This is a genomic window from Enterobacter huaxiensis, from assembly GCF_003594935.2.
In the GTDB taxonomy this organism is placed as follows: Bacteria; Pseudomonadota; Gammaproteobacteria; order Enterobacterales; family Enterobacteriaceae; genus Enterobacter; species Enterobacter huaxiensis.
The window spans coordinates 4,326,640-4,347,076 of the sequence record NZ_CP043342.1; the positions used below are offsets into that span (position 1 = coordinate 4,326,640).

The 20,437-nt window shown below is 56.3% G+C and carries 20 protein-coding genes; 11 read left to right on the plus strand and 9 right to left on the minus strand.

Features of this window, described 5'->3' with window-relative positions; all coding sequences use genetic code 11:
* Positions 1-2: 2 nt before the first annotated feature.
* From D5067_RS20585 to paeA, 4 genes are all read left to right on the plus strand, one after another.
* Entirely contained in the window at positions 3-1,070 is a 1,068-nt protein-coding gene (locus D5067_RS20585; protein WP_119935798.1) for a Gfo/Idh/MocA family protein, read from the plus strand.
* 12 nt (positions 1,071-1,082) lie between these two features.
* Entirely contained in the window at positions 1,083-2,105 is a 1,023-nt protein-coding gene (locus tag D5067_RS20590) for a Gfo/Idh/MocA family protein (RefSeq protein ID WP_119935799.1), read from the plus strand.
* A gap of 79 nt (positions 2,106-2,184) precedes the next feature.
* The gene (locus D5067_RS20595) at positions 2,185-3,732 is read left to right on the plus strand and encodes an MFS transporter (protein ID WP_119935800.1); all 1,548 of its coding nucleotides are present in this window, start codon (positions 2,185-2,187) and stop codon (positions 3,730-3,732) included.
* 195 nt (positions 3,733-3,927) lie between these two features.
* Positions 3,928-5,265: a polyamine export protein PaeA gene (gene paeA / locus D5067_RS20600; protein WP_119935801.1), complete on the plus strand. Its 1,338-nt coding sequence runs from the start codon at positions 3,928-3,930 to the stop codon at positions 5,263-5,265.
* A gap of 72 nt (positions 5,266-5,337) precedes the next feature.
* Here paeA and D5067_RS20605 read toward each other — a convergent pair whose 3' ends face one another.
* Positions 5,338-5,544, minus strand: coding sequence for a DUF1107 domain-containing protein (locus tag D5067_RS20605; RefSeq protein ID WP_004857160.1), 207 nt, complete (start codon positions 5,542-5,544; stop codon positions 5,338-5,340).
* A 324-nt stretch (positions 5,545-5,868) separates the two neighbouring features.
* On the opposite strand from D5067_RS20605, the gene D5067_RS20610 reads away from it, so the two are divergent.
* Positions 5,869-6,426 (plus strand): YtfJ family protein, encoded by a 558-nt coding sequence (locus tag D5067_RS20610; protein ID WP_119935802.1) that lies wholly within the window; start codon positions 5,869-5,871, stop codon positions 6,424-6,426.
* Here D5067_RS20610 and cysQ read toward each other — a convergent pair.
* Positions 6,420-7,160, minus strand: a complete 741-nt coding sequence (cysQ, locus tag D5067_RS20615) for a 3'(2'),5'-bisphosphate nucleotidase CysQ (RefSeq protein ID WP_119935803.1) — start codon at positions 7,158-7,160, stop codon at positions 6,420-6,422. The two genes, D5067_RS20610 and cysQ, sit on opposite strands and share 7 nt — an antisense overlap.
* A 190-nt stretch (positions 7,161-7,350) precedes the next feature.
* On the opposite strand from cysQ, the gene D5067_RS20620 reads away from it, so the two are divergent.
* Positions 7,351-9,294, plus strand: coding sequence for a bifunctional 2',3'-cyclic-nucleotide 2'-phosphodiesterase/3'-nucleotidase (locus D5067_RS20620; RefSeq protein WP_119935804.1), 1,944 nt, complete (start codon positions 7,351-7,353; stop codon positions 9,292-9,294).
* Positions 9,295-9,392: 98 nt separating this feature from the next.
* Here D5067_RS20620 and D5067_RS20625 read toward each other — a convergent pair whose 3' ends face one another.
* Positions 9,393-9,779, minus strand: coding sequence for a winged helix-turn-helix transcriptional regulator (locus D5067_RS20625; RefSeq protein WP_119935805.1), 387 nt, complete (start codon positions 9,777-9,779; stop codon positions 9,393-9,395).
* 84 nt (positions 9,780-9,863) lie between these two features.
* Between D5067_RS20625 and D5067_RS20630 the strand changes: the two genes are divergently transcribed.
* The 3 genes from D5067_RS20630 to D5067_RS20640 all read left to right on the plus strand — a co-directional run bounded on the left by D5067_RS20630 (position 9,864) and on the right by D5067_RS20640 (position 12,659).
* Complete coding sequence (locus tag D5067_RS20630; RefSeq protein WP_119935806.1) at positions 9,864-10,712, plus strand: SDR family oxidoreductase; 849 nt, start codon at positions 9,864-9,866, stop codon at positions 10,710-10,712.
* A gap of 81 nt (positions 10,713-10,793) precedes the next feature.
* A complete protein-coding gene (locus D5067_RS20635) occupies positions 10,794-11,618 on the plus strand; it encodes an AraC family transcriptional regulator (RefSeq protein ID WP_119935807.1) in 825 nt (274 codons plus the stop codon).
* Between the two features lie 75 nt (positions 11,619-11,693).
* Complete coding sequence (locus D5067_RS20640; protein ID WP_119935808.1) at positions 11,694-12,659, plus strand: DMT family transporter; 966 nt, start codon at positions 11,694-11,696, stop codon at positions 12,657-12,659.
* A gap of 78 nt (positions 12,660-12,737) precedes the next feature.
* On the opposite strand, the gene D5067_RS20645 is transcribed toward D5067_RS20640, so the two are convergent.
* Positions 12,738-14,387: a methyl-accepting chemotaxis protein gene (locus tag D5067_RS20645; protein ID WP_119935809.1), complete on the minus strand. Its 1,650-nt coding sequence runs from the start codon at positions 14,385-14,387 to the stop codon at positions 12,738-12,740.
* A 244-nt stretch (positions 14,388-14,631) separates the two neighbouring features.
* Here D5067_RS20645 and ytfE point away from each other — a divergent pair, with 244 nt between their 5' ends.
* Positions 14,632-15,294, plus strand: coding sequence for an iron-sulfur cluster repair protein YtfE (gene ytfE / locus D5067_RS20650; RefSeq protein WP_119935810.1), 663 nt, complete (start codon positions 14,632-14,634; stop codon positions 15,292-15,294).
* 86 nt (positions 15,295-15,380) lie between these two features.
* Here the strand turns inward: ytfE and cycA are convergent, their stop codons facing one another.
* Together cycA and bamJ are read right to left on the minus strand one after the other, a co-directional pair.
* Positions 15,381-16,790, minus strand: a complete 1,410-nt coding sequence (gene cycA / locus D5067_RS20655) for a D-serine/D-alanine/glycine transporter (protein ID WP_119935811.1) — start codon at positions 16,788-16,790, stop codon at positions 15,381-15,383.
* A gap of 313 nt (positions 16,791-17,103) precedes the next feature.
* Positions 17,104-17,724 carry a BamJ family beta-barrel-assembly machinery protein gene (bamJ, locus tag D5067_RS20660; protein WP_168192641.1) on the minus strand — a complete coding sequence of 207 codons (621 nt, stop codon included), beginning with the start codon at positions 17,722-17,724 and terminating at the stop codon, positions 17,104-17,106.
* Positions 17,725-17,956: 232 nt separating this feature from the next.
* On the opposite strand from bamJ, the gene D5067_RS20665 reads away from it, so the two are divergent.
* The gene (locus D5067_RS20665) at positions 17,957-18,592 is read left to right on the plus strand and encodes an OapA family protein (protein WP_119935813.1); all 636 of its coding nucleotides are present in this window, start codon (positions 17,957-17,959) and stop codon (positions 18,590-18,592) included.
* Positions 18,593-18,637: 45 nt separating this feature from the next.
* Here D5067_RS20665 and D5067_RS20670 read toward each other — a convergent pair whose 3' ends face one another.
* From D5067_RS20670 to rpsR, 3 genes are all read right to left on the minus strand, one after another.
* The gene (locus tag D5067_RS20670) at positions 18,638-19,567 is read right to left on the minus strand and encodes a DMT family transporter (RefSeq protein ID WP_119935814.1); all 930 of its coding nucleotides are present in this window, start codon (positions 19,565-19,567) and stop codon (positions 18,638-18,640) included.
* 151 nt (positions 19,568-19,718) lie between these two features.
* A complete protein-coding gene (rplI, locus tag D5067_RS20675) occupies positions 19,719-20,168 on the minus strand; it encodes a 50S ribosomal protein L9 (protein WP_028016458.1) in 450 nt (149 codons plus the stop codon).
* 39 nt (positions 20,169-20,207) lie between these two features.
* Complete coding sequence (gene rpsR, locus D5067_RS20680; RefSeq protein ID WP_002210155.1) at positions 20,208-20,435, minus strand: 30S ribosomal protein S18; 228 nt, start codon at positions 20,433-20,435, stop codon at positions 20,208-20,210.
* Positions 20,436-20,437: the final 2 nt, after the last annotated feature.

Here is a 20,437-nt window from a genome sequence, read left to right on the forward strand (position 1 = left end):
CCATGAACAAGAATGACGGAATGCACTACGCGCCTGTCGGCAAACCTCAGCCCGTCGTGCGGGAAGGCGAGTTTGTCTTTGCCGCCGCCGCGCTTGACCACGGCCATATCTACGGCATGACTAACGGCCTGATTGAAGCGGGCGCGACGCTCAGGTGGGTTTACGATCCCGACCCGGCCAAAGTGGATAAATTTATTCAACAGTACCCGCAGGCAAAAGTGGCGGAGTCGCTGGAGGTGATACTCAACGACGATGACGTGCGTCTGGTCGCAGGGGCCGCTATCCCATCCGAGCGCTGCGCGCTGGGGCTTAAAACGATGGCGGCGGGAAAGGACTACTTCACCGACAAAGCCCCCCTGACCACCCTTGAACAGCTGGCCGATGCCAGGGCGATGGTCGAGAAAACCGGGAAAAAATACGCGGTGTACTACAGCGAACGCCTGCACGTCGAGAGCGCGGTCTTTGCCGGACAGCTGGTGCAGCAGGGGGCGATTGGGCGCGTGGTACACACCCTGGGAACCGGCCCGCACCGGGAAGGCACGGGCCGTCCGGACTGGTTTTACGATCGTCGCTATTTTGGCGGCATTCTGTGCGATATCGGCAGCCATCAGATTGAGCAGTTCCTGTTTTACACCGGCAACAGCGATGCCGCCGTGATCGCCAGCCAGGCGCGCAATTACAGCCATCCGCAGTATCCGGCGTTTGAAGATTTTGGCGATGCGATGCTTAGCGGTGAAAACGGGGCCAGCGGCTATTTCCGCTGCGACTGGTTCACGCCGGACGGGCTCTCCACCTGGGGCGATGGCCGCCTGACGCTGCTCGGCACCGAGGGGTATATCGAAATCCGCAAATACGTCGACCTCACCCGGGGCGAGCAGGATGTGGTTTATCTCGTCAATAACGAGGGAGAGTTTCGCTATCCGGTGGCCGGAGAGGTCGGGTTCCCCTTCTTTGGCGAGCTGATCCTCGACTGCCTGCACCGCACTGAAAATGCCATGACGCAGGCGCACGCCTTTAAGGCGGCCGAGCTGTGCGTGAAGGCGCAGATGCTCGCGAACGCGGCTGACTAGCGGGAGATGACGATGACGATCCTGAACACGGCGATTATCGGCGGCGGCGCCATTCATGGCTGCCATGTGAATGCCCTGCGCCAGCTTCCCAACGTAGCGCTGCGCGCGCTGGTGGATACCGACAGCGTCAAAGGGCTGAAGCTGGCGATGAACTACCAGTGCCGCTTCTATCAGGATTACCGGGAAATGCTGCTGGATGAGGGCATCGACGTGGTGCACATCTGCACGCCACACGTCGAGCACAAAGACATGATCCTGGCGGCGCTTGCCGCCGGAAAACACGTGTTTTGCGAAAAACCGGTGGGCATGAACGGCGGTGAAATCAGGGATATCACCCGTGCCGCTGAGCAGGCCTCGGGCCTGCTGGGGGTGTGCTACCAAAACCGGCTCAACCCAACCAGCCTGCGCATGCGTAAAGAACTGGCAGAAGGTTCACTCGGCAAGATGCTCAGTATCCGCGCCTTCCTCACCTGGTCACGCTCCGGCGCGTACTACACCGAAAGCCCGTGGCGCGGCCGCCTGGCAACGGAGGGCGGCAGCCTGCTCATCAATCAGGCCATTCATACGCTTGACCTGATGCAGTGGCTCGCCGGCGGCGTGACGCGGCTGAAGGGCGTGGTCGATAGCGGCGAGCTGGCCGATATCACCGAAGGGGAAGACAGCGCCATGGCGACGCTGCACTTTGCCAACGGCGCGCGTGGCCTGTTTTATGCCAGCAACTGTCACACCACCGATTCCCCGCTTTTACTGGAGGTCCACTGCGAGCGCGGCACGCTGCGGCTCAACGACAATGCGCTCTGGCGAGTGACGCCCGGCGAGCGTTCTCGGCTGGAAAACGATGCGTCACCGGACGGCTCGGCAAAAAGCTACTGGGGGCTGGGGCACCAGCAGGCGATCCGCCATTTTTATCATGCCGTCAATAACCCCGGAAGTACGGACTACACCGATATCCGTGAAGCCGGAAAATCACTCACCCTTGTGGAGGCTATTTATCGTTCATCTCAATTAAGACAGTGGATAAATATCAATAATTAAAACGTAATTTGTATTCCAGCAGTTAATAAAAATACGACCTGAAAAACAGGTTAAACATTACCCTACACTGGATATTATTATGGTTAAACCAACTGAACGAAGAGTTGGTTATGGCGTGGCGTTTGGCTATGGCATAACCGATCTGTTTGGCGGAGGCGCTTTCGCCATTATTGGCACCTGGCTGCTCTTTTTTTACACCACCTATTGCGGACTGTCTGTCATCGAAGCGGGCTCAATATTCGCCATTGCCCGCGTGATCGATGCGTTATTGAGCCCGATTATGGGCTACATCACCGATAATTTTGGTGATACCTGGCTTGGACGAAAATTTGGCCGTCGGCGCTTCTTCTTATTACTCAGCTCTCCGCTCATGTTCCTCTATGCCCTGCTGTGGATGACGGATATGGGGTACTGGTATTATTTAGGCACTTACCTCTCTATCGAGCTGTTATCGGCAATGGTGCTGGTACCGTGGGAAACGCTGGCGGCCGAAATGACCAACCGCTACGAAGAGCGTAGCCGACTGTCCGGCGTGCGGATGATCTGCTCACAGCTGGGTGGTTTTCTGGCCGTATCCGTTCCCGGCGTGATTATGCAGTTCACCGGAAAAGATAATCCGTTTACCTATACCCTGACCGGGCTGATATTTTCCTGCGTATTTTGCCTCGCGGTATTTATTACGTGGTACACGACCTGGGAGGCAAAAGATGTTCAGCAGGAATCTGAATTTAAGGTCCATACTCAGCGAAGCGGTGGTATAGGAAACCACCTTAAATATCTGGTACTGGATCTCTTTTCATCGTTCCGCATTCGCGCGTTCCGCCTGCATATCCTGATTTATATTTTCTCCTTCACCGCGATGGACGTATTTGGTTCAGTCTTTACGTATTACGTGGTCTATTGCCTGAGCCAGGATGCGTCAGCGGTCTCCGGCTGGCTGAGTATTGCCGCCTTTGCCTCGGTGCCGGGCACGTACGGATTTATGCTGCTCTTAAACCGGCTAAATATGACGCCATCCGCCGCCCTTCGCCTCGCTTATGGCTGTATCATCCTGGTGCTGGCATTTTTGTTTACGGTTTACCTCACCAAAACCCAGGTGCCGACGCTGCTGTTCTCAGCGGTCTTCATCCTGCTGGGCGCGGCGCGTTCCGGCCTCTATTACATTCCGTGGAATATCTACAGCTTTATTCCGGATATCGACGAAATGGTGACGCAGCAGCGCCGCGAAGGGATTTTTGCCGGGGTGATGGTGCTGACCCGCAAGAGCACCGTTGCGATTGCGATCATGATTATCGGCCTGGTGCTACAGGAATCCGGTTTCGTGAAGGGCAGCGGCGCACAGCCTGAGAGCGCGCTGGGCGCCATCATTGGCCTGATGATTTTTGCCACGGCTGCGCTGCTGGCGGTGAGCTTCTTCGCGACGTACAAATTCAAACTGACCCGTGAAACGCACAGGGTACTGCTGAAAGAAATTGCCCGCCGCAAGCTGGGCGGCGATTACCGCGACTGCGACGAGGATACCCGGGTCGTCATCAAGCAGCTGACGGGCTATGAATATGACCAGGTGTGGGGCGGAGATGCCACGCGCCAGGCGGTTAAAAACATCAGTTTATCCGCCGTAAAATAACCCCTTATGCCGGACCGGTTCCCCGCCCGTCCGGCCGCTTTTTGCCAAAAACGTGACCTCTGGCAGATTTACACGTCTTTACGCTATACTACCGCTGAAATAATCGGCTCAACGCTACGAGCCGACGTTCAATGTGTTTTCACACAAATGGTATCAACTCCCCTTCTGAGGATCTGGCGATAAGCCGGATAAACTATGTTAAACAGTATTTTAGTAATACTTTGCCTTATTGCCGTCAGTGCATTTTTCTCGATATCTGAGATCTCGCTGGCTGCGTCCCGTAAAATCAAACTCAAGCTGCTTGCCGACGAAGGCAACATCAATGCTTCACGCATTCTGAAGATGCAGGAAAACCCCGGTATGTTCTTCACCGTGGTGCAGATTGGCCTGAACGCGGTCGCCATTCTGGGCGGTATCGTGGGCGATGCAGCGTTTTCTCCGGCGTTCTATAGCCTCTTTGTTCAATACATGTCCGTAGAGCTTGCCGAACAGCTGAGCTTTATTCTCTCCTTCACGCTGGTAACAGGCCTGTTCATTCTCTTTGCTGACCTGACCCCGAAACGCATCGGTATGATTGCGCCAGAAGCTGTGGCTTTGCGTATCATCAACCCGATGCGCTTCTGTCTGTACGTGTTCCGGCCGCTGGTCTGGTTCTTTAACGGCCTGGCGAATATGATTTTCCGCATCTTTAAGCTGCCGATGGTGCGCAAAGATGACATCACGTCCGACGACATTTATGCGGTAGTGGAAGCCGGCGCGCTGGCTGGCGTTCTGCGTAAGCAGGAGCACGAGCTGATCGAGAACGTGTTTGAACTGGAATCCCGTACCGTTCCCTCTTCCATGACCGGCCGTGAAAACGTTATCTGGTTCGATCTGCACGAAGATGAGCAGAGCCTGAAGAACAAAGTGGCGGAGCATCCGCACTCTAAATTCCTGGTCTGTAATGAAGATATCGACCACATCATCGGCTACGTGGACTCCAAAGACCTGCTGAACCGCGTGCTGGCAAACCAGAGCCTGGCGCTGATCAGCGGCGTGCAGATCCGCAATACGCTGATCGTGCCCGATACCCTGACGCTCTCAGAAGCGCTGGAAAGTTTCAAAACCGCCGGTGAAGACTTCGCGGTCATTATGAACGAATACGCGCTGGTGGTGGGTATTATCACCCTGAACGACGTGATGACCACTCTGATGGGCGACCTGGTGGGCCAGGGCATGGAAGAGCAAATTGTTCAACGTGACGAGAATTCATGGCTGATCGACGGCGGTACGCCGATTGAAGACGTGATGCGCGTGCTGGACATTGACGAGTTCCCGCAGTCGGGCAACTACGAGACCATCGGCGGCTTTATGATGTTTATGCTGCGTAAAATCCCGAAACGAACCGACTCGGTGAAGTTCTCGGGCTTCAAGTTTGAAGTGGTGGATATCGATAACTACCGTATCGACCAGCTGCTGGTGACGCGCATCGATAACAAACCGACCGTGCTGGTGCCGAAGCTGCCGGACGCGGAAGAAAAAGTGTCGGCATAAAGGCCCAGATACTTCAACGGCTCCCATTGGGAGCCGTCTTTTTAACTACTTAACTACTGCATAGCACGTTGGTTAAGCCATCTCAGTTTGCAGACGCAGAACCTGACGGTTGACTTCGGACATTACAGACAGGTGCTGTTTGTCCTTCACTTTTGGGATAAGGATTTTGCCCTTATCAAATTCAAAAGCGCCAACATCCTTGATATACAACCGTCCTCGGAACAGGATCTTCACGTACTTCGCCACCTGAAGCGGGTTGTAGCGTTGGAAAATTTTCATTCTTGTATCTCCTGCGAATCATACGCTCTTGCGGTGCCACAATCGGCCCGACTGTCCTGAGCGCAAATTTTAATGCCCCATGACTATAGACCAGAACTACGGTGTTACCCAGTGTGCATAAGTTTATTTACCGTTTGATTACAATTATTCAGAATAATCTTTGCAAAGCGTAACGGAGGGCAGTATAAGCCGTCGTTTTTTCATGGATATGTGCGTTCACCCGCAAACTGGCATCGGGATTGCGGGAAAACCCCATTGATCGCACTTATGATTAAAAGCGTAAGACCAAGTGGTCGGATCACCTGCTAACAATAAGGAAACACCATGACCCTACGTAATATCCTGGCAGCTGCGTTCCTGCTTCTGCCCCTGTGGGCTTGCGCGCACAATTTTGAAAACGGACAACGCGTACCGCCGGTCGGCATTGCTGACCGGGGAGAATTGATTCTCGACAATGATAAGTTTAGCTACAAAGTCTGGAATAGCGCGCAGCTCGCAGGGAAAGTGAGAGTTGTACAACATATTGCGGGCCGTACATCTGCGAAAGAGAAAAACGCGCCCCTGGTGGAGGCGATTAAGACGGGAAAATTCCCGCATGACCGCTACCAGACCACCACGATTGTTAACACCGACGACGCGATCCCCGGCTCCGGCATGTTCGTTCGCTCAAGCCTTGAGAGCAATAAAAAGCTCTACCCGTGGTCGCAGTTCATCGTCGACAGCAACGGCGTGACGCGCAAAGCGTGGCAGCTGGAAGAAGAGAGTTCCGCAATCGTGGTGCTGGATAAAGAGGGACGCGTGCAGTGGGCCAAAGACGGGGCATTGACCCAGGATGAGGTGCAGCAGGTGGTTGCCCTGCTGCACAAGCTGCTGGCTCAGTAAAGCGAGACGCGGAAGCCGGGGTTAAGGAATGATTCGCGCGGGGTATAGTCCAGCGGCTTGCCCTGCCAGTCATGTACATGAGCGCCTGCGGCGGCGGCCACTGCATGACCGGCGGCCGTATCCCAGACGTTAGTCGGCCCAAAGCGCGGGTAAAGCTGCGCCTGCCCTTCCGCCACCAGGCAGAACTTGAGCGATGAGCCTATCGAGGTCGTCTGGTGTTCACCCAGCTGCTGCAGGTACTCCTGCAGTTCGCTGTCGCTGTGCGAGCGGCTGATGACCACCAGCGGCGGACGCGCATCGCGCACCTGAATCTGCTTGCGCACGCCGCACTCTTCCTTCCAGGCTTTACCTTCGGCCGCGCTGTACATCACCTTCATCACCGGGGCGTAAACCACGCCGAGCACCGCTTTCCCGTTTTCAATCAGGGCGATATTGACGGTGAACTCACCGTTGCGCTTGATGAACTCTTTGGTGCCGTCCAGCGGGTCAACCAGCCAGTAGCGCTGCCAGTGCTGGCGCTCGTCCCAGCCCTGCGGTGCCTCTTCAGAGAGAACCGGGATGTCCGGCGTTAGCGCCTGCAGCCCTTTCAGGATCACACCGTGCGCCGCGATATCGGCCGCCGTGACCGGAGAGTCATCGGCTTTACTGACGACGTCCATCGGCTTTGTGCCGTCGTACACTTCCATAATGGCATCACCCGCATCCCGTGCGAGCTGACAAATCTTATCTAACATTCTCCACCTCTTCGTTAACGCAGTGGGCATAACTCGTTGTTTTAGTTATATCGTAATGTGAACAATTCCGCTATCTGTGAAGCAATTCCGGTTTCAATGCGCTTTTTTCTGGCAGCATTCACACTTCTGTAAGCAACAAAATATAGATACATATTCTTTTGTGGCTTGGATCGAAAAAAGGACTCCTCAGATGATTAAGTTTAGCGCAACGCTCCTGGCGACGCTGATTGCAGCAAGCGTTCAGGCGGCGACGGTGGATCTCCGTATTCTGGAAACCACCGACCTGCACAGCAACATGATGGACTTCGATTACTACAAAGATACGCCTACCGAAAAATTCGGACTGGTACGCACAGCAAGTTTGATCAACGCCGCCCGCGGTGAGGTGAAAAACAGCGTGCTGGTCGATAACGGCGATTTAATTCAGGGTAGCCCGCTGGGCGACTACATGGCGGCGAAGGGGCTGAAAAAAGGCGAGATCCATCCCGTTTATAAGGCGATGAATACCCTCGATTACACCGTCGGCAACCTGGGCAACCATGAGTTTAACTACGGCCTGAAATACCTTCACGACGCGCTGGCCGGCGCGAAATTCCCGTACGTTAACGCCAACATCATCGACGTTAAAACCAGGAAGCCGCTATTTACACCTTATCTGATTAAAGAGACTGAAGTCGTCGACAGTGAAGGTAAAAAGCAGACGCTGAGAATTGGCTACATCGGTTTTGTGCCGCCGCAGATCATGACGTGGGATAAAGCCAACCTCGACGGGAAAGTGACCGTTAACGACATCACCGAAACCGCGCGCAAATACGTGCCGGAGATGCGTGAGAAAGGGGCAGATCTGGTGGTCGTCGTTGCCCACTCGGGCCTCTCCGCCGATCCGTATCAGGTGATGGCCGAAAACTCGGTCTACTACCTGAGCGAAGTACCGGGCGTTGACGCGATCCTGTTTGGCCACGCCCACGCGGTCTTCCCGGGCAAAGATTTTACCAGCATCAAAGGCGCGGATATCGAGAAAGGGACCCTCAACGGCGTGCCGTCGGTAATGCCGGGCATGTGGGGCGACCATCTTGGCGTGGTGGATCTGGTGCTGAATAACGACGGCGGCAGCTGGAAGGTCACCCAGTCGAAAGCGGAAGCGCGCCCGATCTACGACGCAGCATCCAAAAAATCGCTGGTGAGTGAAGATAAAAAGCTGGTCGACGTGCTGAAGCATGACCACGACGCGACGCGCGAGTTCGTCAGCAAGCCTATCGGCAAATCAGCAGACAACATGTACAGCTTCCTGGCGCTGGTGCAGGATGACCCGACCGTTCAGGTGGTTAACATGGCGCAGAAAGCCTACGCCGAACACTTTATTCAGGGCGATCCGGATCTGGCAAAACTGCCGGTGCTGTCTGCCGCCGCGCCGTTCAAGGTGGGCGGACGCAAGAACGATCCGGCAAGCTACGTTGAGGTCGAAAAAGGCCAGCTGACCTTCCGCAACGCCGCCGACCTGTACCTCTATCCGAACACCCTGGTCGTGGTGAAAGCAACGGGCAAAGAGGTGAAAGAGTGGCTGGAGTGTTCCGCCGGGCAGTTTAATCAGATCGACCCGAACAGCAGCAAGCCGCAGTCGCTGATTAACTGGGACGGGTTCCGTACCTACAACTTCGACGTGATTGACGGCGTGGAGTATCAGATTGACGTTACCCAGCCTGCGAAATATGACGGCGAGTGCCAGGCGATTAACCCGCAGGCCGAGCGTATAAAAAACCTGACCTTCAACGGCAAGGCGATTGACCCGAGTGCCACCTTCCTGGTGGTGACCAACAACTACCGCGCCTACGGCGGCAAGTTTGCAGGAACGGGTGACAGCCACATCGCTTTTGCCTCCCCGGACGAAAACCGTTCGGTGCTGGCGGCGTGGATCAGCGCTGAATCGAAAAAAGCCGGTGAGATCCACCCGGGAGTGGACAACAACTGGCGTCTGGCGCCAATCCACAGCGATACGAAGCTGGATATCCGCTTTGAAACGTCACCGACCGACAAGGCGGCCGCGTTCATTAAGGATAAGGCGCAGTATCCGATGAAGAAGGTCGCAACCGATGATATCGGGTTCGCGATTTATCAGGTGGATTTGAGCAGGTAAAAGCAAAACGGCAACGCACGTTGCCGTTTTTGGTGTTTGTTCCCTCTCCCCGTGGGAGAGGGCCAGGGTGAGGGCACCAGGCCGCACATAACCGGCTTTTACGCCGCACGCTCGTCCCGGTTCGCCAGTACCTGCGGCGTATTCAGTTCAATCCAGTCCGCCAGCGCGGCCACCTTCTCGCTCACCTCAACGCCCAGCGGCGTCAGGCTATACTCAACGTGCGGCGGCACAACCGGATACGACACGCGATCGACAAACCCATCCTGCTCCAGCGCCTGTAAAGACTGAGCCAGCATCTTTTCGCTCACGCCGCCCATCTTGCGGCGCAGGTCGCTAAAGCGATGCGTGCCCTGCCGTAGCGCGACCAGAATCAGCACGCCCCAGCGGCTGGTGACGTGCTTCAGGACGTCTCTTGATGGGCACTGTTCCGCGAAGAGATTGCCGTCGCGCATTTGCTCGCTGAGCGTCGGAATGGTCATTTTCATACTTACCTTTTTGTACGTACTTACTAAAAGTTAGTTATGGTGATAGTGTGCCACAACACCAGACAAACACGAAGGAGATTCACCATGATCGCGATTACCGGCGCTACCGGCCAGCTTGGCCAACACGTTATTGAAGAACTGCTGAAAACCGTTCCGGCAAACCAGATTGTCGCCATTGTGCGTAACCCGGCTAAAGCTGAAGCCTTGAGCCAGCAGGGTATCGTGGTTCGTCAGGCGGATTACACCGATGAAGCCGCGTTTACTACCGCGCTGAACGGCGTGGATAAGCTGCTGCTGATCTCCTCCAGCGAAGTGGGCCAGCGCGCCTCGCAGCACCAGAACGTCATTAACGCCGCCAAAGCGGCGGGCGTGAAGTTTATCGCCTACACCAGCCTGCTGCATGCTGACAAATCCCCGCTGGGTCTGCACGTTGAGCACGTCCAAACCGAGAAAGCGCTGGCAGAATCCGGCGTGCCTTACGCCCTGCTGCGCAACGGCTGGTATACCGAAAACTATCTGGCGAGCGCGCCGCCTGCGCTGGAGCACGGCGTGTTTATCGGGGCCGCTGGCGAAGGCAAAATTGCCTCTGCGACCCGTGCAGATTACGCGGCGGCGGCGGCCAAAGTGGTTTCTGAGGAAGGTCACGCAGGTAAGGTGTATGAACTGGCGGGCGACAGCGCCTGGACGCTGAGCGAGCTGGCGGCTGAACTGAGCAGGCAGAGCGGTAAGCCGGTGGCGTATCAGAACCTGAGCGAAGCCGATTTTGCCGCCGCGCTGAAGGGCGTTGGCCTGCCTGCCGGGCTGGCGGATATGCTGGCGGATTCCGACACCGGCGCGTCCAAAGGCGGCCTGTTCGACGACAGCCGTACCCTGAGCAAGCTTATCGATCGCCCGACGACAACGCTGGCGGAGAGCGTCAAATCCATCCTGTAATTGTTACGGATTGGTTATTTTTTGTGGCATCCCCTCGGGTCATCTCTGATAATGAAGCGATGACCCACGAGGAGGCTTACCGTGCAAGGCGTACCGGAACAGTTCATTGATGAGAGAGACAGCGCGCGCTTTCGCCATCTGGCGCAGCTGCCCGGCCTGGAGCTTTATCACGCCCATATCTCCGACTACGCCTTTGAGCCTCACACCCATGAAGCCTTCGGTATCGGCACTATTGAAACCGGCGCCGAACGCTTCCGCTATCGCGGCACCCAGCACCTCGCGCCGGAAAAATCCGTCGTTACCATGAACCCGGACGAGATCCACACCGGGGAATCCGCCACCGTTGACGGCTGGCGCTACCGGATGGTCTACATCGAACCCGACCTGCTGGAAGAGGTGACCGGCCTGCGGCACTGGTGGTTTAGCGACGTGACCCGCTACGATCCGCTGCGCTCGCAGCACATCGGCCAGCTGATTTACGGCCTGTGGCATACGAACGACCCGCTGGCACAAAAAGGATTGCTGCTGGATCTGATTGAGACGTTCCAGCCGTTCGCCCATCACGCGCCGGTGGTACAGGAAGGCGCGCACCGGTTTGAGCGCGTTCGCGACTATCTGCACGATAACTACATGCTCCCCCTGACGCTGGACGAGCTGGCCAACGTCGTCTCGCTCAGCCCTTACCATTTCCAGCGCCAGTTCAAGGCCCATTTCCACGTTACCCCGCATCAGATGCTGATGGCGATCCGCCTGTGGCGCGCCAAAGCGTTCCTCACCCACGGCATGCCCGCCGCCGAGGTGGCGGCCGCAACCGGGCTGACCGATCAGTCACATCTCACCCGCGCCTTTACCCGCCGCTACGGCATTACGCCCGTGCGTTACCAGAAGCAGGTCGCGCGGCGCTAATGCGCAATCTCATACAATACGCGTGCGTTTCGCCCCCCTACACTGAGCGCAAAGTAAATCAATGTGGATGGAAAAATGATTAGCGGCGTGTTGTATGCCCTGCTTGCAGGTCTGATGTGGGGGCTGATCTTTGTCGGCCCTCTGATAGTGCCGGAATACCCGGCGATACTGCAGTCTACCGGACGTTATCTGGCGCTGGGGCTGATTGCCCTTCCTCTGGCCTGGCTGGGGCGCGCGCGTCTGCGTCAGCTCAGCCGACAGGACTGGGTGACCGCGCTGGCCCTGACCATGATGGGCAACCTCATCTACTACGTCTGCCTGGCAAGCGCTATTCAGCGTACCGGCGCGCCGGTTTCCACCATGATCATCGGCACGCTGCCGGTGGTAATCCCCGTTTTCGCCAATCTGCTCTACAGCCACCGGGACGGCAAGCTGGCGTGGTCAAAGATGATGCCCGCGCTGGGGTGCATCGCCGTGGGGCTGGTCTGCGTGAACGTTGCCGAGCTGCGTCACGGGCTGGATGATTTCAGCCTGTGGCGCTACGGTTCGGGGATCTTTTTAGCCTTCATTTCCGTCGTGTGCTGGGCATGGTATGCCCTGCGCAACGCGCGCTGGCTGCGGGAGAATCCCGATAAACATCCAATGATGTGGGCGACGGCGCAGGCGCTGGTGACGCTGCCGGTGTCACTGGTGGGATACGTCGGGGCGAGCATCTGGTTAGGCCATCAGCAGCCGGAATTCGCCCTGCCCTTTGGGCCGCGCCCGTGGCTGTTCGTGGGGCTGATGGTAGCCATTGCGGTGCTGTGCTCCTGGGTCGGCGCGCTGTGCTGGAACATCGCCAGCCAGAAGCTGCCGACGGTGATCTTAGGGCCGCTGATCGTCTTCGAAACGCTGGCAGGGCTGCTGTATGCCTTCCTGATGCGCCAGAGCGTGCCGCCGCTGTTAACGGCCTGCGGGATCGCGCTGCTGGTGGTGGGGGTGGTAATTGCGGTGAGAGCGAAGCCGGAAAAACCGAGGGTCGTTCCGGCGTCGGAGCTGTGAGCATTGCCCAGCGGCGCTTCGCTTGCAGGGCCTGTAAAACCGTAGGCCGGGTAAGCGTCAGCGCCACCCGGTTTGATGTTAAAACGTTTCCCAGTTCGCTTCAGACGCGGTCGCTACCGGCTGCGCTTTTGGCACATAGGCCTTCACCGGCGCGGCTTTCACCGCCTGGTTGCGCGTGATTTTAAACACCGCCACCGCTTCGTTCAGGCGTGCGGCCTGATCTTCCAGCGCCGCTGCCGCTGCAGCAGACTCTTCAACCAGCGAGGCGTTTTGCTGGGTCACGCGATCCATCTCTGCCACCGCCTGCCCGACCTGATCGATACCTCGGCTCTGCTCGTCAGAGGCCGAGGCGATTTCACCCATGATATCGGTCACGCGGGTGACCGCATTGACGATTTCCGCCATCGTCGCACCCGCTTCGTTCACCAGCTGGGAACCGGCGTTTACGCGGTCGCCTGAGTCATCGATCAGAGCCTTAATCTCTTTTGCCGCCTGGGCGCTGCGCTGGGCAAGGGTACGCACTTCACCCGCCACCACCGCAAAGCCACGGCCTTGTTCACCCGCACGCGCCGCTTCCACCGCCGCGTTCAGCGCCAGAATATTAGTCTGGAAGGCAATGCCGTCGATCACGTTGGTAATTTGCGCAATTTTGCTTGAGCTGGTAGCGATTTCGTCCATCGTACGCACCACGCCTTCCACCACGTTACCGCCCTTCTTCGCCGTTGAGGACGCATCTAAAGCCAGACGCGATGCCTGACGCGCGTTATCGGCATTCTGCTTCACGGTTGCGGTCAGCTGTTCCATGCTGGCGGCGGTCTCTTCCAGAGACGCGGCCTGCTGTTCGGTACGGGATGAGAGATCGTTGCTGCCAGCCGAGATTTCGCCCGCGCCGGTATAGATAGTGTCAGCCCCTTCGCGCACCACGCCGACGGTGTTCGCCAGAGAGGTTTGCATCTCCTGAACGTTGCGCGCCAGGATCGCCATTTCGTTTTTACCCTGTGCCTGAATCGGCTGGGTTAAGTCCCCTGCGGCGATGGCGCGGATATGGTTAATGACATCTTCCAGCGGCAGCAGCAGCACGCGGCGCATCGCAATCCAGCTGGAGATAATCACCGCAATGACGAGAATCATGACGGCAGAAAGGATCCACAGGATACGCTTATAGTCGCTTTCATTATCCTGAATGCCTTTATTACTAAGCGCGGACTGCGCCTCGCGCCACTCGCGATAAACCTTCTGCATCGCCGTCTGCTTCTGTTCGGCATTCTGTTTGAACATATCTTCCAGGTTGCCCTGGCCCAGCAGAACGTTCATTTGGGTGAGCGTCGCGGAGTAAATGCGGTACTGCTCTTCCAGCCGATCGGCCAGTTTTTCATCCAGACCCGGGGTTTCCGGCAGCGCGTAGTATTTATCGTAATGCGCCTGGGCATCGGCCAGCAGGTTTTTTGCAGTGTTCACCAGCTCGTTCAGCTGTCCGCCGTTGATCTGCGAGGCCATGCTGCTTTGCAGACGCAGCATGCCGCGGTTCAGGGTAACGCGCGCCTGATTCAGGCTGATCCAGGCATCGGTAAATTCCGCCACGTTCTGGCTGGAGAGCTGAGAAACGGTGAAGTTCTCTTTGTCGTTATTCAGCGCATTTATGAAAATGCCGGCAGAGATCAGCTGCATGATGCCGAGCACGAGCAGCACCGAGATCAGGAGGGTTATGACTTTTATACGTTTAAACATGCGTTGCCTTTTTTATATGCAGGTATTGTCTGACGTGTATCTATCGGCAGGCGCGGCGCGTTGTTTACTGTTTCTACACCTTTAAAAACTTTCGAAAGCCATTTTCTAAATCCATTCAGTAAGTTAAACGAGACATTTTTTTGTGACGGACATCGCATTTTATTCTTGCCCCTAAAGGGTTATAGCGCCGCCTTAAAGATGCATTTAATATGCATCTTATATTATTGATGATGAGGTAACTGCTATGGCCTTCCGCGACCAACCCCTCGGCGAGCTGGCGCTCTCCATCCCCCGCGCTTCTGCGCTGTTCCGTAAATACGATATGGACTACTGCTGCGGCGGTAAGCAAACGCTGGGGCGTGCTGCCTCGCGCAAGGAGCTGGACGTCGAGGCGATTGAAGCAGAGCTGGCACAGCTGGCCGAGCAGCCTGTAGATAAAGACTGGCGCACCGCACCGCTTGCCGAGATCATTGACCACATCATCGTGCGTTACCACGACCGTCACCGCGAGCAGCTGCCAGAGCTGATCCTGCAGGCAACAAAAGTTGAGCGCGTTCACGCCGACAAACCTTCCGTACCGCGCGGCCTGGCGAAGTATCTGTCCATGCTGCACGAAGAGCTGTCCAGCCACATGATGAAAGAAGAGCAGATCCTCTTCCCGATGATCAAGCAGGGCATGGGCAGCCAGGCGATGGGGCCGATCAGCGTAATGGAAAGCGAACATGATGACGCCGGCGAACTGCTGGAAGTGATCAAGCACACCACCAACAACGTCACGCCGCCGCCAGAAGCGTGCACCACCTGGAAAGCGATGTACAACGGCATTAACGAGATGATTGACGATCTGATGGAACACATCAGTCTTGAGAACAACGTTCTGTTCCCGCGTGCGTTATCGGGTAAATAAAAAAGCCCGGTGGCGCTAGCGCTTACCGGGCCTACAACGTCCTCGAACGTAGGCCGGGTAAGCGTCAGCGCCACCCGGCAACATGCTTAACGCATGCCCGCCATTCGTTTCTTACCGATGAACAGCCAGCCCAGCCCCAGTGCGATGAACCACAGCGGCGTGACGATCAGCGCCTGACGGGTATCATCTTCCAGCGTCAGCAGCACCAGTACAAACACGAAGAACGCCATGCATACCCAGCACATCAGCTTGCCCAGCGGCATCTTGTAGATGGATTTCTCATGCAGGTGCGGACGCTGTTTGCGATACACCAGGTATGAACACAGGATGATGGTCCAGACGAACATGAACAGGATCGCAGAGACCGTGGTGATCATGGTGAACGCGCCGATCACGCTTGGGTTTACGTAGAGCATCACCACACCGCCCAGCAGGCAGATGCAGGAGAAGGTCAGCCCTTTCGCCGGTACCGCACGTTTAGACAGCTTGGCGAACGCGCTCGGCGCAACGCCTTCCTGCGCCAGACCAAACAGCATACGGCTGGTCGAGAACACGCCGCTGTTAGCCGAGGAGGCCGCGGAGGTCAGCACCACGAAGTTGATCAGGCTCGCGGCGGCAGGCAGGCCCACCAGTACGAACAGCTCAACGAACGGGCTCTTGGTTGGGACGACAGAGCTCCACGGCGTCACGGACATGATGATGACCAGCGCGAAGACGTAGAACATGATGATACGGACTGGAATGGAGTTGATTGCGCGCGGGAGTGATTTCTCCGGATCTTTGGTTTCCGCCGCGGTGGTCCCCACCAGCTCAATCCCCACAAACGCAAACACCGCAATCTGGAAGCCGGCAAAGAAGCCGCTGATGCCTTTAGGGAACCAGCCGCCGTCATTCCACAGATGAGTGAATGATGCCTGAACGCCGGTTGGTGACTGGAAGTGCGTCAGCACCATCACCAGACCCACAACAATCAGCCCCACGATGGCGACGATTTTGATCATCGCAAACCAGAACTCCATCTCGCCGAACATTTTCACGGTGGCGAGGTTCAGGCTCAGCAGCAGAACGATAACCGCCAGCGAAGCTACCCAGTCTGAAAGGCCGGGGAACCAGAACTGCGCGTACGCCGTGATGGCAACGACGTCCGCCATACCGGTTACCACCCAGCAGAACCAGTAGGTCCAGCCGGTGAAATAGCCCGCCCAGGGGCCGAGCAGGTCAGAGGCGAAGTCGCTGAAGGATTTGTATTCGAGGTTCGAGAGCAGCAATTCACCCATTGCGCGCATCACGAAGAAGAGCATAAAACCGATGATCATATAAACGAAGATGATCGACGGCCCGGCAAGGCTGATGGTTTTGCCCGACCCCATAAACAGCCCGGTACCGATGGCACCCCCAATGGCAATAAGCTGAATATGACGGTTTGTGAGATTTCGCCGCAGCGACTGTTCAGAGGACGCCTCTTCCGAGGCGGCGACTTTGACCTGATCTACCATGTGATATTTTCCTGTTTATGCCTGTCTGTGTTGTTAAGGCTCTTCTGGCCTTTAGATACGCCAAATAAATGACGTTCCCTCTGTAAGGGCTAATCGATAGTAGGTAAGAATCGGCGGGATGAATACTATGATTTAGATATTATGTTAATAATATGTTGAAAGTGAGTGTCATATCACTCATACAGCGCGAAACAGCTCACAAAAATACACGCAACAGTTTCGTTTGCAAGATTAAATGTTGATTTGGTCGTAACTATAGGTTTTATCACTATTTTCCTCTCCCCGGGCGGAGAGAGGAAATAAGCCAATCCGATTACAGGATTTCCAGCAGCTCGACTTCAAACACCAGGGTGCTGAATGGCGGGATGGACGCGCCAGCGCCGCGCTCGCCGTAGGCCAGGTTCTGAGGGATGGTCAGCTCCCATTTGGAACCGACCGGCATCAGGGTCAGCGCTTCGATCCAGCCCGCGATAACGCCGTTAACCGGGAATTCAGCCGGTTCGCCGCGCGCAACGGAGCTGTCGAACACGGTGCCGTCGATCAGCTTACCGGTGTAGTGCACGCGAACGTGGTCGGTACGCGCCGGAATAGCGCCATCGCCCTGGTTGATCACACGGAACTGCAGGCCGGATTCGGTGCTGTTCACGCCTTCACGCTCGCGGTTCTCTTCCAGATATTTTTCGCCTTCTGCTGCCATCTCTTCGAAGCGCGAACGACGCACTGCGTCAGCGCGTTCGTGGATTTCACGCAGCGCGCGGTGTACAACGTCAACCGGAACGGCCGGATGATTGCCTGCCAGCGCGTCAGCGATACCCGCCACCAGCGCTTCCGGTAACAGACCTTCCAGGCCGGATTCGCTCAGTTGCTGTCCTACCTGCAAGCCGATGCCGTAGCTTGCCTGCGCTTCGATAGTGTCAAAAGTCGGGGTGGTCATGGGTTTTCCTTCCATCACATTTAAAGTAGCGGGCAGCATAGCAGCCATGCCCTTATGGGTAAAACTTTGTCTTAAGTAAAGGTGACAAACTGCAGCGAAACAGAAACAATAGAGAGAACCAGGATTAATCCCGAACTGATGTCACGGATGTCGGGTTTGCTACGTCGTTCAGGCAGTTAGCGAACTATACTTCGAGCACAGGATATAAAAGACGCGGAGCAGGAGGAGAGCCATGCCCGGGCGATTTGAACTGAAACCTACCCTGGCGAAAATCTGGCATGCGCCGGATAATTTTCGCCTCATGGACCCGCTGCCTCCTCTGCATCGCAGGGGGATTATCATTGGCGCGCTGCTGGTGATCGTTGGCTTCCTGCTGCCTTCCGGCGGCGATGATGTCGACACCGCGCCGGTAAGCCGCAATGCGCAGCTGGATATCCAGTCGCAAACGCAACCGCAGCCAGACGCGCAGCCTATGCAGACCCAGCTGGTTACGCCGTCCAACGATCCTGGCCAGGTTGCGCCCGTCGAACCTGAACCTGTTCAGGAGGAGCAACCTCAGGAGCAGGCTGCCGCGCCAGCGGTCCAGCAGCCAACGGGCATTGAACAACAGTGGCGTTCTTATCGCGTTGAGCCGGGCAAAACGCTCGCCCAGCTGTTCCGCGACCATAGCCTACCCGCGACGGATGTCTACGCCATGGCGCAGGTAGAAGGCGCAGGCAAACCGCTGAGCAACCTGCAGAATGGCCAGATGGTGCAGATCCGCCAGAACGCCAGCGGCGTGGTGACCGGGCTGACGATCGATACCGGAAATGGACAGCAGGTGCTCTTTACCCGTCAGCCTGACGGCAGTTTTATCAGGGCACGCTAGTTCTGTAGGCCGGGTAAGGCGTAGCCGCCACCCGGCACACTGTTCTCAGGCACTCCGCTTATTGACCCACCAGATCCCCGAGCAGACCAGCACCAGCGCAATCGCGTATTTGATATCCAGAATGTTTTCCCCAAGGAAAATCGCGGATAGCACCGTGCCCGCCACCGGTACAACGAAGTTAAACGGCGCAATCATGCTGACGCGATTGACCTTCAGAAGCACGCTCCACAGCGCAAACGCCACGGATGAAAGCAGCGTCAGATACCCAAGCACGGCAGCGGCCTTAGCGCTGTGCACTTCCAGCGTTCCGCCCGTTGCGTATCCGCCCACCACCAGTACCAGCCCGCCGATAGCCAGCTGCCAGCCGGTCATCACCGTAGGGTCGACCGTCTGTGAGATACGTTTTCCGTAGAGCGTGGCGGCAGAAAGGATAAAGGCAGCAAGCACCACAAAACCGTCACCGTTCCAGACAAAATGGAACTCGCTTAGCCCGCTGTGAAAATTCACCAGCATCACCCCGGCAAACCCCAGAATACAGCCCAGCGTCTTGTTATAGCTGAGCCTGTCGTTGTGGTAGATAAAGTGTGCCAGCAACACGCTGAAGAAGGTTCCGGTAGCGTTCATTATCGAGCCGTTAACGCCGGTCGTATACGCCAGCCCGATATAAAAGAACGTGTACTGAATGGACGTCTGCGTCAGCCCCAGGATCGTAAGCTGGCCAAACTGCCCCGGCGTAAGTCTGGCGATAGGTTTACGCTGCAACAGCGCAAACAGCAGCAGCAATACACCCGCAAAAAGAAAACGGTATCCGGCAAACACCACTTTCGACGGAATATCATCGGTGGCGATCTGAAACAGTTCGTAGCCGCTTTTAATGGCCGGGTAAGAGCTACCCCAAAGCAGACAGCAGAGCGTGGCGCAGGCATAGGCCACATTTCGACGGGCAAAGAGAGGCGTGGGCAGAGGGGTATCCATGACAAATCTCATAAATAAAATTGCGTTTCAATTTATTATCAGAGAATGCGTCAGGAATAGCTACCATACAAGCACAAAAGCGCGTGTCGGGTCGCTTAAAAAGCAAAACGCCGGCACAAGGCCGGCGCTTTGACGTGAGCAGAGTAAAAAATTACTCAGCTACTACGTTAACAACCAGTTTAGCGAACACTTCGCTGTGAACCTGGAAGTCAACTTCGTGCTCACCAGTGGTACGCAGAACGCCGTTCGGCAGACGAACTTCGCTCTTAGCCACTTTAACGCCTGCTGCAGAAACTGCATCAGCGATATCGCGGGTACCGATGGAACCGAACAGTTTACCTTCGTCGCCAGATTTGGACGCGATGGTAACAGTGCCCAGTGCGTTGATTGACTCAGCGCGAGCGTTAGCAGCCGCCAGAACGTCAGCCAGTTTGGCTTCCAGTTCAGCGCGACGTGCTTCGAAAAACTCTACGTTTTTCTTGGTAGCTGGAACAGCTTTACCCTGTGGTACCAGGAAGTTACGAGCGTAACCCGCTTTAACGTTTACCTGATCACCCAGGCTACCCAGGTTTGCTACTTTATCAAGCAGAATAACTTGCATTACCTTATCCTCTTAAAGTCGTTAATAGACGGCGGCCGATTACTGATGACGATCGGTATACGGCAGCAGGGACAGGTAGCGAGCGCGCTTGATGCAGCGAGCCAGCTGACGCTGGTATTTTGCACGAGTACCGGTGATACGGCTCGGGACAATTTTACCGCTTTCGGTAATGTAGTTTTTCAACGTTGCGATGTCTTTGTAATCAATCTCAACAACGCCTTCCGCGGTGAAACGGCAGAACTTGCGACGACGGAAATAACGTGCCATAT

What these genes read in the sequence shown, in the direction of transcription:
- D5067_RS20585 (WP_119935798.1), top strand. Translation starts at nt 3, where the DNA reads ATGAACAAGAATGACGGAATGCACTACGCGCCTGTCGGCAAACCTCAG.
- D5067_RS20590 (WP_119935799.1), top strand. Translation starts at nt 1,083, where the DNA reads ATGACGATCCTGAACACGGCGATTATCGGCGGCGGCGCCATTCATGGC.
- D5067_RS20595 (WP_119935800.1), top strand. Translation starts at nt 2,185, where the DNA reads ATGGTTAAACCAACTGAACGAAGAGTTGGTTATGGCGTGGCGTTTGGC.
- paeA (WP_119935801.1), top strand. Translation starts at nt 3,928, where the DNA reads ATGTTAAACAGTATTTTAGTAATACTTTGCCTTATTGCCGTCAGTGCA.
- D5067_RS20605 (WP_004857160.1), bottom strand. Translation starts at nt 5,544, where the DNA reads ATGAAAATTTTCCAACGCTACAACCCGCTTCAGGTGGCGAAGTACGTG.
- D5067_RS20610 (WP_119935802.1), top strand. Translation starts at nt 5,869, where the DNA reads ATGACCCTACGTAATATCCTGGCAGCTGCGTTCCTGCTTCTGCCCCTG.
- cysQ (WP_119935803.1), bottom strand. Translation starts at nt 7,160, where the DNA reads ATGTTAGATAAGATTTGTCAGCTCGCACGGGATGCGGGTGATGCCATT.
- D5067_RS20620 (WP_119935804.1), top strand. Translation starts at nt 7,351, where the DNA reads ATGATTAAGTTTAGCGCAACGCTCCTGGCGACGCTGATTGCAGCAAGC.
- D5067_RS20625 (WP_119935805.1), bottom strand. Translation starts at nt 9,779, where the DNA reads ATGAAAATGACCATTCCGACGCTCAGCGAGCAAATGCGCGACGGCAAT.
- D5067_RS20630 (WP_119935806.1), top strand. Translation starts at nt 9,864, where the DNA reads ATGATCGCGATTACCGGCGCTACCGGCCAGCTTGGCCAACACGTTATT.
- D5067_RS20640 (WP_119935808.1), top strand. Translation starts at nt 11,694, where the DNA reads ATGATTAGCGGCGTGTTGTATGCCCTGCTTGCAGGTCTGATGTGGGGG.
- D5067_RS20645 (WP_119935809.1), bottom strand. Translation starts at nt 14,387, where the DNA reads ATGTTTAAACGTATAAAAGTCATAACCCTCCTGATCTCGGTGCTGCTC.
- ytfE (WP_119935810.1), top strand. Translation starts at nt 14,632, where the DNA reads ATGGCCTTCCGCGACCAACCCCTCGGCGAGCTGGCGCTCTCCATCCCC.
- cycA (WP_119935811.1), bottom strand. Translation starts at nt 16,790, where the DNA reads ATGGTAGATCAGGTCAAAGTCGCCGCCTCGGAAGAGGCGTCCTCTGAA.
- bamJ (WP_168192641.1), bottom strand. Translation starts at nt 17,724, where the DNA reads ATGACCACCCCGACTTTTGACACTATCGAAGCGCAGGCAAGCTACGGC.
- D5067_RS20665 (WP_119935813.1), top strand. Translation starts at nt 17,957, where the DNA reads ATGCCCGGGCGATTTGAACTGAAACCTACCCTGGCGAAAATCTGGCAT.
- D5067_RS20670 (WP_119935814.1), bottom strand. Translation starts at nt 19,567, where the DNA reads ATGGATACCCCTCTGCCCACGCCTCTCTTTGCCCGTCGAAATGTGGCC.
- rplI (WP_028016458.1), bottom strand. Translation starts at nt 20,168, where the DNA reads ATGCAAGTTATTCTGCTTGATAAAGTAGCAAACCTGGGTAGCCTGGGT.
- rpsR (WP_002210155.1), bottom strand. Translation starts at nt 20,435, where the DNA reads ATGGCACGTTATTTCCGTCGTCGCAAGTTCTGCCGTTTCACCGCGGAA.